The organism is Methylobacterium sp. D54C, assembly GCF_053345595.1.
In genome coordinates this window covers 93,635-105,208 of sequence record NZ_JBKFAK010000009.1, presented here as the reverse complement: position 1 = coordinate 105,208, position 11,574 = coordinate 93,635, and the positions used below count along the sequence as shown (strand labels likewise).

Annotated in this window: 8 protein-coding genes; 4 read left to right on the top strand and 4 right to left on the bottom strand. The window is 71.6% G+C overall.

What is annotated here, in order from left to right; genetic code table 11:
* Positions 1-10: 10 nt before the first annotated feature.
* The 4 genes from ACLBYB_RS18850 to ACLBYB_RS18835 form a co-directional block, all read right to left on the bottom strand.
* Entirely contained in the window at positions 11-1,264 is a 1,254-nt protein-coding gene (locus tag ACLBYB_RS18850) for an NAD(P)/FAD-dependent oxidoreductase (RefSeq protein WP_447699661.1), read from the bottom strand.
* Positions 1,265-1,840: 576 nt separating this feature from the next.
* Complete coding sequence (locus ACLBYB_RS18845) at positions 1,841-2,020, bottom strand: hypothetical protein (protein ID WP_020094181.1); 180 nt, start codon at positions 2,018-2,020, stop codon at positions 1,841-1,843.
* Between the two features lie 127 nt (positions 2,021-2,147).
* On the bottom strand, positions 2,148-3,146 hold the full coding sequence (locus tag ACLBYB_RS18840) for a CmpA/NrtA family ABC transporter substrate-binding protein (RefSeq protein WP_056533963.1): 999 nt from the start codon (positions 3,144-3,146) through the stop codon (positions 2,148-2,150).
* On the bottom strand, positions 3,143-3,730 hold the full coding sequence (locus ACLBYB_RS18835) for an ANTAR domain-containing response regulator (RefSeq protein WP_026605088.1): 588 nt from the start codon (positions 3,728-3,730) through the stop codon (positions 3,143-3,145). The genes ACLBYB_RS18840 and ACLBYB_RS18835 overlap by 4 nt, the downstream gene beginning before the upstream one ends.
* Positions 3,731-3,951: 221 nt before the next feature.
* On the opposite strand from ACLBYB_RS18835, the gene ACLBYB_RS18830 reads away from it, so the two are divergent.
* The 4 genes from ACLBYB_RS18830 (at position 3,952) to ACLBYB_RS18815 (ending at position 11,554) form a co-directional block, all read left to right on the top strand.
* Positions 3,952-4,551, top strand: a complete 600-nt coding sequence (locus ACLBYB_RS18830) for a hypothetical protein (RefSeq protein ID WP_447699660.1) — start codon at positions 3,952-3,954, stop codon at positions 4,549-4,551.
* A 108-nt stretch (positions 4,552-4,659) separates the two neighbouring features.
* Complete coding sequence (locus ACLBYB_RS18825; RefSeq protein WP_447699659.1) at positions 4,660-6,549, top strand: glycoside hydrolase family 15 protein; 1,890 nt, start codon at positions 4,660-4,662, stop codon at positions 6,547-6,549.
* Positions 6,546-8,621, top strand: a complete 2,076-nt coding sequence (gene tkt / locus ACLBYB_RS18820) for a transketolase (RefSeq protein WP_091681140.1) — start codon at positions 6,546-6,548, stop codon at positions 8,619-8,621. Before ACLBYB_RS18825 ends, tkt begins: the two co-directional genes overlap by 4 nt.
* Positions 8,622-8,704: 83 nt before the next feature.
* Positions 8,705-11,554, top strand: a complete 2,850-nt coding sequence (locus ACLBYB_RS18815; RefSeq protein ID WP_447699658.1) for a bifunctional transaldolase/phosoglucose isomerase — start codon at positions 8,705-8,707, stop codon at positions 11,552-11,554.
* Positions 11,555-11,574 lie beyond the last annotated feature (20 nt).

Sequence of the window (11,574 nt, the reverse complement as noted above, 5' to 3'; positions counted from 1 at the left end):
CCGCGCCTCCTCAAGCAGCCAGGGGCTCGGGCGCGGGGCGCCCGAACATCAAGTCGTCCACGTTCTCGATCGGGTCGCCGGAGCGGATCAGCCCCTTGCAGGCGCCCTGCTCGGCGATGTCGCCGACGAACACCGCGCCGATCAGCCGGCCGCCGCGCACCAGCAGCTTGCGGTAGAGGCCGGCGCCGGGATCGGAGAGCACGATCGCCTCCGCGTCGTCGGGCGTGTCCACGATCCCGGCCGAGAAGACCGGCAGGCCCGAAACCTTCAGGCTCGTGGACAGGGCCGTGCCCCGGTACTCGGCCGGCTCGCCCGAGAGGTGGCGGGCGAGCGTGTCGGCGTGCTCGTAGGCGGGCTCGACCAGACCGTAGATCTGGCCGCGGTGCTCGGCGCACTCGCCGAGCGCGAAGATCCGCGGGTCCGAGGTGGTCATCCGGTCGTCGACCGTGATGCCCCGGCCGATCGCCAGCCCCGCTTCCTGCGCCAGCGCCACCGAGGGGCGCACGCCCACCGACATCACCACGAGGTCGGCCGGGAGCGCGGTGCCGTCCGCCAGCACGAGGCGCTCGACCCGGGACGCGCCCTCGATCCGGGCGGTGTCGGCCTTGAGGATGACGCGCACGCCCCGCGCCTCCATGGCGCGCTTCACCAGCCCGGCGGCGTGGTGATCGAGCTGGCGCTCCATCAGCCGGTCCATGACGTGGAGCAGCGTGGTCTCGACGCCGAGCCGCGCGAGCCCGACCGCCGCCTCGAGGCCCAGGAGGCCGCCGCCGATGACGATCGCCTTCGCGTGCTGCACGGCTGCACGGCGGATCGCCGCCACGTCGGCGAGGTCGCGGAAGGTGATGACGCCCGGGAGGTCCATGCCGGGCTTCGGCAGGCGGATCGGCAGGGAGCCGACCGCGAGGACCAGCCTGTCGAAGGGCAGGACGTGGGTCTCGCCCGCGATGACGAGCCCGTTCTCCCGGTCGATCCGCGTCGCCGGCGCGCCGGTGATCAGGCGGATGCCGTGATCCGCGTACCAGTCGAGGCCCCGGAAGGCGCAGGCCGCCTCGTCGACCTCGCCGCCGAGCAGCGAGGAGAGCAGGACCCGGTTGTAGGCGGCCGTGGGCTCGGCCCCGATGCAGGTGATGTCGTAGCGGCCGGGCGCGGCCTCGGTCAGCCGCTCCAGGAAGCGCAGCGAGGCCATGCCGTTGCCGACGACGACCAGCCTCTCGCGCGGCGGGCCGTTCCCGGTGCCCGCGTCGTGTCCGCGTGTGTCCATGGGGGATGTCGCCATCGCTCGATCGCGTCTGGAACCTCGAGTGCAGGGTCGTTGGCGGACCGCCCACGAAAAAGCCGCTGCCGGTCGTCTCCCGGCAGGCTTCAGCCCCAGGGAGAACCGGATCAGCGGCCTCGCTGACGGCGCTGTCCGTCGCCGTTGACGGACGGGGGGAGGTTTGCAGGTTCCGTGCCAGACGCCGCGCGGCCCGCGAGCGCCGCGCGGACCCGCAGGATCGGTGGGGCGGCCGGGACGTTTGGGCGGTCGAGGCGGCGGCTTCGGCACTGCACAAAAACTGTGCGACCCGTCGCAAAAGCGATCACGGGCGGACCGGGCTTTCCGGCAGCGACAGGAGAGTCGGGACGTGTCCGGAGGCGCGTCGACGGGGGCCTACCGCGCACGCGATCGCCGCGTCGGCCCCGATGGGCTGACCGGCAACGCGCAGCTTCGGATTATGATGAACGTATTACGTCAGTTCTCGCGACTGTATCGCCGCGAGTCGCACCGATTCTCGAGTTGTAGAATCGCAGACGTGCAATGCCGGCGCGTGGAACGCGCCCATCTCGACGTCGCGGTCCGTTACAGGAGCGTCGACAGCATCGCCAGGAGCCCCAGCGTCGGCATCGCGCCGGCGGCCAGGACCCAGTACCAGGCGTGGTGCGATCCCGCCCGACGGTTGTCGTTGCAGGCGCGGGGCACGCGGCCGCCCCGCGTGACGTAGCGTCGAAGCTCGACCCGCCCGCGCGGATGCGAAATCAACGATCCAGTTTCGAGTTTGCGGCATCCGGGCATGGCTCAAGCACAACGGGCGAGCGTGCCCCGCGTTCCGCCGCTGCCCGCCGCGATTCCGCGCGCCGATGACGAACCGCGCGAAGTGTCGCCGTCGTCAGAGATCCGCCATCGCCGCCCGGTACAGATCCGCCCTGTAGACGGTCGCGATCGCCGCCGCGATGTCGAACTGCGCGGGCACCTGCTGCGACGCCCGCATCTGCTCCAGCAGCCACCGGGCCTGCGCGGCGCGCGGCTCCTCGACCGCCGCGCCGAAGCGGATGCGCGTGCCGGGCCCGGCGGACGGGTCCGGATCGCCGAAGGCCCGGCCGACCAGGGCGGGATCGAGATCGAGATAGGTCCGGCGGGCGAGGCGATGGATCAGTTCGGTCCGGTTCTCCGGATCCGCGCACCAGCGTCCGGCCCGGGCGACCGCCCGCACCAGCGGCAGGATCGCGCCGTCGAGCCGCGCGGAGACGGCCAGCACCTTCTCGGTCGCGTTCGGCGCGAGGGCGCTGCCGTGGACGGCCACACGCCCGTGGCCGGCCGCGACCGCCACGTCGTTCCAGGGCGCGCCCGCGCAGAACCCGTCGACCAGACCGCGCGCCAGCGCCTCCACGCAGTGCTGCGGCGGGACCACGACGGTGCGGAACGCCGCCGCGTCGAGGCCGCCGGCCTCGGCGAACAGCCGCACTTGGTAGCTGTGGCACGAGAAGGGATGCACCGTGCCGAGGGTCAGCGGGGTGCCGGCGCGGTGCCGGGCCTCCGCCACGCCCGCGAAGGCGCGGGCGACATCCGCCAGGGCCTCGCTGGCCGGGTCCATCGCGCCCCAGAGCGTGTTGGACAGCGTGACGGCGTTGCCGTCGGTGCTGAGCTGGAGCGGCACGATCAGGTCGGAGGGCGGCCCCGACAGGGCGAGCCGGCTCGCCAGCGCCAGCGGCGCCAGCATGTGCGCGCCGTCGAGATGGCCCAGCGCCAGCCGGTCGCGCAGCGTCGCCCACGAGGGCTCGGCGGTGAGGTCGAGGTCGAGCCCCTCGGCCCGGGCGAAGCCGAGTTCGTGGGCCGCGATCAGGGGCGCCGCGTCGCAGAGCGGAACGTAGCCGAGCTGGAGCCTCATCCGAGCAGGTCCGCGGTGGTGACGATCGCCCGGGCGATGTCGGCGATCTTGCGCTTCTCGTTCATGGCCTTGCGGCGCAGCTGCTTGTACGCCTCGTCCTCGGAGAGACCCTTCATGGTCATCAGGATGCCCTTCGCCCGCTCGATCAGCTTGCGGTCGGCGAGTTCGCCCCGCGCCTCCGTCAGCTCGCGCTGGAGGCGCGCGAAGGCGTTGAAGCGCAGGATCGCGATGTCGAGGATCGACTTGATCCGTTCGGCCCGCAGCCCGTCCACCACGTAGGCGGAGATCCCGGCATCGACGGCGGCCTGCATCATGGTCGAGTCCGAGCGGTCGACGAACATCGCCACGGGCCGCTCGACCTGCCGGGAGACACCTGACATCTGCTCCAGGATGTCCCGGCTCGGGCTCTCCAGATGGATCACCACCACGTCGGGCTTGAGCGCGGCGACGCGCTCCATGAGGTCGGCGGTGTCGGGAATCACGACCACGCGCCCGATCCCGGCGGCGCGCAGGCCCTCTTCCAGGATGGCCGCGCGGGCGCGGCTCGGGTCGATCACGGCGACGGTGAGATTGGTTTCAGTCATCGTGGCCCGGTACGGGGCGGGTCTTCTTCTCGAGGCCGGCCCGGCGCGGGCCGCCGCGAGCTAAGCAAGGCCCGTGCCCGTGCTGGGCCCGCGGCGCCCGTTTCCGCGGAATCCCACCTTGCTGCACCAGTAACCGCTGCGCAAAGAAACGGTCCAGCTTCCGCCGCAATGCTGGCCGCACTGTACAGGCCTCGCGGCGGTCAAGGAGATCGGTGATTCGGATGCGCAGGCCAGATCAGCCCGCCCTGACGGCCGCCGCCCACGGCCGCGTGTCCATGCCCTTCCTGCCGACGCTGGCCGTCGTGGCAATCCTGGGCGTGGCCTCGCTCTACTGCCCGACCTCGAAGCCGGGGCAGCCCGGCGCCCGGGTCGAAGCGGGCGTGTCCGCCGCTCCCGGACCCACGGATTTCGCGCCGATCGCCGCCGTCGCGGTGCCGGGCCGCCCGCCCGCCGTGATCGCGTTCGCCGAGCAGTACCCGCTCGACGCCGTGATCGCGCGGACGGGGTCCCTGCCCGCCCGTCCGGCCGTGGCCGCACGGGCGAACGCCCACGTCGCGGCCGCGGGCCGGCGCGCCTGCCCCGGCCGGCGCTGCCCTGAGACGCCCCGCAGCAACACCGATCCCATGGCGCCGGCCCGCGGGGCGGCCGATGAGGCCGAGGACGCCCTGCTCCCGTCGCAGGCCATGCCCTTCGCGGCCTCGGTGGTGGAGACCCTGGTTCCGGCCGCGCAAGCCGTCGGCGACGCGGCGAACCTCGTGCGCAGCAGCGCGAGGGTGGTCCAGGGCACGGTGGCCCTGGCGGTGGCCGACTGCCTGCGCTGACCGCGTCGGGCAGCGGGTACCCCGACCTCTGGATCTCGTGACCGGACGTCCTAGGTGCGTCGCAGCGGACGGCCCGGACTGCCGGCCGCGGACCGGGGCCGGGGCCGGATGGCTGCACGCATCGAGGATTACGCGCTCGTCGGGGATTGCCGGAGCGCGGCGCTGATCAGCCGTCAGGGCAGCGTCGACTGGTTGTGCTGGCCGCGCTTCGACGCGGCCGCCCTGTTCACCAGCCTCCTGGGAACCGAGGCGCACGGCTTCTGGAAGATCTTCCCCGAGGCCGAGCACGTCGAGACGCGCTGGTCCTACCGGCCGGGCAGCCTCGTGCTGGAGACCCGCCACACCACGCGGCAGGGCGAGGTCCTGGTCACGGATTTCATGCCGGTCGGCGACGGGTCCCATCTGGTGCGGCTCGTCGAGGGCGTGCACGGGCGCGTCGCCATGCGGATGGAGATGGCGGTCCGGTTCGATTACGGCTCGGCCGTGCCCTGGGTCTCCCGCTCGGAGCTGGGCGACCTGCGCGCCGTCTCGGGCCCGCACAAGGTCGTGCTGCGCACCGACGTCCATCTCAAGGGATCGGACGCGCAGACGACGGTGTCCGAGTTCACCGTCCATGCCGGTGACAAGCACCGGTTCGTCCTGAGCTACGGTCCCTCCCACGAGGAGGACCCGCCCCCGATCGAGCCGCGCAAGGTCCTCGAGGCCACCGACCAGCACTGGCGCGAATGGTCGTCGCGCTGCGCCGGCGGCACGGGCTGGGACCGGATGCTCCAGCGCTCCCTGCTGACCCTCAAGGCGCTGATCTACGAGCCCACCGGCGGCATCGTGGCGGCGCCCACGGCCTCCCTGCCGGAGGGGCTCGGCGGGATCCGGAACTGGGATTACCGGTTCTGCTGGCTGCGCGACTCGACCCTGACGCTGATCGCCCTGATGGACGGCGGCTACATCGACGAGGCGCGCGACTGGCTGGGCTGGCTGCTGCGGGCCGTGGCGGGCAATCCCGAGCAGGCGCACATCCTCTACGGCATCGCCGGCGAGCGGCTGCTGCCCGAGATCGAGCTGGACTGGCTGCCGGGCTACGAGAACTCGCGGCCCGTCCGCATCGGCAACGCCGCCGCCAGCCAGTTCCAGCTCGACGTCTACGGCGAGCTGTTCGACGCGCTCTACCAGGCCCATGCCCGCGGCCTGCCGGTGAGCAAGGACGGCCTGCGGGTCGGCCTCGCGATCCTGAACCACCTGGAGACCGCGTGGCGCGAGCCCGACGAGGGAATCTGGGAGGTGCGCGGCGGGCGTCGCCACTTCACGCACTCGAAGGTCATGGCCTGGGTGGCGTTCGACCGGGCCCTGCGCATGCACGAGATGCACGAGAACGGCGCCACGCAGGAGCAGGCCGAGCGCTGGCGCGCCGTCAAGGACGAGATCCACGCCGAGGTCTGCGAGAAGGGCTTCGACCCCGCACTCAACAGCTTCGTCCAGTCCTACGGCGCGAAGGCCCTGGACGCGAGCCTGCTGCTCATCGCCCATACCGGCTTCCTGCCGCAGCACGATCCCCGGGTGGTCGGCACCGTGGAGGCGATCGGCAAGGGGCTGATGTGGGACGGCTTCATCCTCCGCTACGAGACCGAGGGCCAGACCACCGACGGGCTGACCGGCTCCGAGGGGGCTTTCCTGCCCTGCACCTTCTGGTACGTGGACAACCTCATCGGCCTGGGGCGGCGCGACGAGGCCGGGGCGCTGATCGAGCGCCTGATCGGCATCTGCACCGATCTCGGCCTCGTCAGCGAGGAATACGACGTGCAAGCCAAGCGTCTTGTGGGTAACTTCCCTCAGGCGTTCACCCACGTCGCCCTCGTCAACACGCTCCTCAGCTATACGCGCGGCGAAGGGCCGGCGGATCGGCAGGGTGGTAAGGCCAACGGAGCTCCTCCCGCCGTCCTACGGCAGCGCGAAGCCGCGAAGCGGACCGCGCGAGGCGAACTGGAAGACGCGACATCATGAGCGGTGCTGACACTCCCGCCAAGGCGGCCCTCGCTGAGATCGATACGCTCAGCATCAATACGATCCGGACGCTCGCCATCGACGCGGTGCAGAAGGCCAATTCTGGCCATGCCGGCGCGCCCATGGCGCTGGCGCCGGTCGCCTACACGCTGTGGAACCGCTACCTGCGCTACGACCCGGCGCACCCGCACTGGCCGAACCGCGACCGGTTCGTGCTGTCCTGCGGCCACGCCTCGATGCTGCTCTACGGGCTGCTGCACCTCGCGGGCGTCGCCGAGAGCGACGGCGGCAATGCCCCGGCGGTGTCGCTGGAGGACATCAAGAAGTTCCGGCAGCTCGACAGCCGGACCCCGGGCCACCCGGAATACCACTTCACCACCGGCGTCGAGACCACCACGGGCCCGCTCGGCCAGGGCGTCGCCAACTCGGTCGGCATGGCCATGGGCAGCCGCTTCCTCGGCCAGCACCTGAACCGGCCGAACCTGCCGCTGTTCGACTACAACGTCTACGCCGTCTGCTCGGACGGCGACCTGATGGAGGGCGTCGCCTCGGAGGCCGCCTCGCTCGCCGGCCATCTGCGGCTCGCCAACCTCTGCTGGATCTACGACGACAACACCGTCACCATCGAGGGCCACACGGAGCTGGCCTTCGGCGAGGAGGTCGCGACCCGCTTCCTGGCCTACGGCTGGCAGGTGCTGCGCGTCGCTGACGCCAACGACGTGCACGCGCTGGCGGGCTCGATCGAGACCTTCCTGGCCACCAACGACCGCCCGACGCTCATCATCGTCAAGTCGGTGATCGGCTACGGCGCCCCGAAGAAGCAGGGCACCTCCAAGGCGCACTCCGACGCGCTCGGCGAGGACGAGGTGAAGGGCGCCAAGCGCGCCTACGGCTGGCCGGAGGACGCCCAGTTCCTCGTGCCGGACGGCGTGCAGGAGAACTTCCGGAACGGCATCGGCAAGCGCGGCGCCGGCCTCTACGATTCGTGGCAGGGCCTGCTCGCCAAGGCGAAGGAGGCGGACGCCGCCCACGCCGAGGACCTGAACGCCTTCCTGGAAGGCCGCCTGCCGGAGGGCTGGGACAAGGACATCCCGGTCTTCGAGCCGGACGCCAAGGGCCTCGCCACCCGCGAATCCTCCGGCAAGGTGCTGAACGCCATCGCCCAGCACGTGCCGTTCCTGCTCGGCGGCTCGGCCGATCTGGCGCCGTCCAACAAGTCGAACCTGACCTTCGAGGGCGCGGGCTCGTTCGGCCCGTTCTCGCCGGGCGGCCGCAACCTGCATTTCGGCGTCCGCGAGCACGCCATGGGCTCGATCGTGAACGGGCTCGGCCTCTCCGGGCTGCGGGCCTACGGCGCGACCTTCCTGGTCTTCGCCGACTACATGCGCCCGCCGATCCGGCTCGCCTCGCTCATGGAGCTGCCGGTCTTCCACATCTTTACCCACGACTCGATCGGCGTGGGCGAGGACGGGCCGACCCACCAGCCGGTGGAGCAGCTCCTGTCGCTGCGCTGCATCCCGGGCCTCGTGACCCTGCGCCCGGCCGACGCCAACGAGGTCGCCGAGGCCTACCGGGTGATCTTCACGCTGAAGAACCAGCCGGCGGTTCTCGCCCTCTCGCGCCAGCCACTGCCGACCCTCGACCGCGCGAAGTACGGGGCCGCCTCCGGCACCGCCAAGGGCGGCTACGTGCTGGCCGACAGCGAGGGCACGCCCGACGTGATCCTGCTCGCCTCGGGCTCCGAGGTGCAGCTCTGCGTCGGTGCCTACGAGGCCCTGAAGGCCGAGGGGGTGAAGGCCCGGGTCGTGTCGATGCCGTCCTGGGACCTGTTCGAGCGCCAGGACGAGGCCTACCGCGACTCGGTGCTGCCCCCCGCCGTCAAGGCCCGGGTGGCCGTCGAGCAGGGCAGCGTCATCGGCTGGGACCGCTACGCCGGTTCCGAGGGCGCGATCATCGGCATGCACACCTTCGGCGCCTCGGCGCCGATCAAGGATCTCCAGACCAAGTTCGGTTTTACCCCCGAGAAGGTCCTGGACGCCGCGAAGGCGCAGGTGGCCAAGCACAGGAAGTAGCCCGGGGGCCTGCTCTCCCGCCCGGTCCGGGCGGGAGGGTGCGTTCGAGCGAGAGTACGCGGTACGCGAGGCGAGGAACCGACATGAACGCGCTCAAGGCCCTGCACGACGAACAGGATCAAGCGGTCTGGCTCGACTTCGTGGCCCGCGGATTCATCGAGAAGGGCGAGCTGAAGCAGCTCGTGGAGCGCGACGGCCTGCGGGGCGTCACCTCCAACCCGTCGATCTTCGAGAAGGCGATCGGCCACTCGGACGAGTACGACGACAGCCTGAAGGCCGTGCAGGCGACCGGCGACAGCCGCGTCATCGACCTCTACGAGGGGCTCGCCATCGCCGACATCCAGGCGGCCGCCGACGTGCTCCGCCCGGTCTACGAGGCGAGCGACGGTGCCGACGGCTACGTCAGCCTGGAGGTCTCACCCTACCTCGCCCTCGACACCGAGGCGACGCTGGCCGAGGCGCGCCGCCTGCACAAGGCGGTCTCCCGCGACAACCTGATGGTCAAGGTGCCGGCCACCCCGGAGGGGATCCCGGCGATCCGGCAGCTGACGAGCGAGGGCATCTCGATCAACGTCACCCTGCTGTTCTCGCAGGAGGCCTACGAGGCCGTGGCGCGCGCCTTCATCGACGGTCTCGACGCGCGCGCGAAGGCCGGCCACGACGTCTCGCGGATCGCCAGCGTGGCGAGCTTCTTCATCAGCCGCATCGACGTCCTGGTCGACAAGCTCCTCGACGAGAAGATCGCGCAGGCCAACGACCCGGACGAGAAGTTCGCCCTGGAGCAGCTGAAGGGCAAGGTGGCGATCGCCAACGCCAAGCTCGCCTACCAGCGCTACAAGACGATCTTCGCCGAATCCAAGTGGACCGCCCTGGCCGAGAAGGGCGCCAAGGCGCAGCGCCTGCTCTGGGCCTCCACGGGCGTGAAGAACAAGGCCTACTCCGACGTCCTCTACGTCGAGGAGCTGATCGGCCCGAACACCGTCAACACGATGCCGCCGGCCACCATGGACGCGTTCCGCGACCACGGCGTGGTGCGGGCCACGATCGAGGAGGACGTGCCCGGCGCCGAGGCGGTGATGAACCGCCTCGCCCGGGCCGGGATCGACATCGAGGCGGTGGCCGAGCAGCTGGTGAAGGAGGGCGTGCAGCTCTTCATCGACGCCGCCGACAACCTTCTGGGCGCCGTCGCCGGCAAGCGCGTCGCGCTGCTGGGGCACCGTCTGGACGGGCAGAGCCTCGCCATGGACGACACCCTGGCGGCCGAGGCCAAGAAGGCCGTCGAATCCTGGCGCGCCAGCGGGTCGATCCGCCGGCTCTGGGCGGGCGACGCCGCGGTCTGGTCCGGCCACGACGAGGCGAACTGGCTCGGCTGGCTCCACATCGTCGAGGAGGAGCTGGAGAAGGCCGCCGACTACGCCGCCTTCTCCGACTGGGTGAAGGCGGAGGGCTTCACCGACGCCGTGGTGCTGGGCATGGGCGGGTCGAGCCTCGGACCGGAGGTCCTGAGCCTGACCTACGGCCAGCGCGAGGGGTTCCCGAAGCTCCAGATCCTCGACTCGACCCACCCGGATCAAGTGCGCGCCCTGGAGGCGAGCATCGACCTGGCCCGGACGCTGTTCATCGTCGCGTCCAAGTCCGGCTCGACCCTGGAGCCGAACGTCTTCCGCGACTACTTCCTGGCCCGCGCCAAGGACGTGCTCGGCGAGAAGGCCGGCGACCACTTCGTGGCCGTGACCGATCCCGGCTCCGACATGGAGCGCGCCGCGAAGGCGGACAACTTCAAGAAGATTTTCTACGGCGTGAAGCAGATCGGCGGGCGCTACTCGGTGCTCTCGGCCTTCGGCCTCGTGCCGGCCGCCGCCATGGGCCTCGACGTGAAGGCGCTCCTCGAGACCGCCCGCATCATGGTCCGCTCCTGCGGTCCGGCCGTGCCGCCGGCCGTGAACCCGGGCGTCCTGCTCGGCACGGCCATCGGCGCCGCGGCGCTCGCCGGCCGCGACAAGGTGACGATCGTCGCCTCGCCGGCGATCGCGAGCTTCGGCGCCTGGGCCGAGCAGCTGATCGCGGAATCGACCGGCAAGCAGGGCAAGGGCCTCGTGCCGGTGGACGGCGAGCCGGTCGGCGTTCCGGCCGTCTACGGCCACGACCGGTTCTTCATCTACCTGCGCCTCGACGGCAACGCCGAGGCCGCGCAGGACGAGGCCCTGCGCGCCCTGGAGCGGGACGGCCACCCGATCGCCCGCATCACCCTCGACTCGATCGAGCAGCTGCCGCAGGAATTCTACCGCCTGGAGATGGCGACCGCGGTGGCCGGCGCGGTGATCGGGATCAACCCGTTCGACCAGCCCGACGTCGAGGCCAGCAAGGTCGAGACGAAGAAGCTGTTCGCCGAGGCCGAGGCGAAGGGCGCCCTCCCCGCCGAGACGCCGCTCTACGAGGACGACTGGGTCGCGCTCTACGCCGATCCGCGGAACGCCGACGCCCTCAAGCCGGCCACCGAGGGGCTCGAGGCCGCGATCAAGGCGCAGATCGGCCGCCTGAAGGACGGCGATTACCTGGGGCTCCTGGCCTACGTCCCGCGCGACGCCGAGGCCGCCGCCATCCTGCAGGAGCCGCGGATCGCCGTGCGCGACGCCCGCAAGGTCGCGACCTGCCTGGAGTTCGGGCCGCGGTTCCTCCACTCGACCGGCCAGGCCTACAAGGGCGGCCCGGACACCGGCGTGTTCCTGCAGATCACCGCGGACGCTGCCGAGGACCTGCCGATCCCGGGCCGGAAGCTCGGGTTCAGCACCGTCGTCGCGGCGCAGGCGCGGGGCGACTTCGCCGTCCTCGCCGAGCGCGGCCGGCGGGCGCTGCGCGTCCACCTCAAGGGCGGCGACACGAAAGCCGGCCTCGTCCGGGTCGCGGCGGCCCTGAAGATGGCGGTCGTCTAGCCGTCCCGGACCGCCGGCGG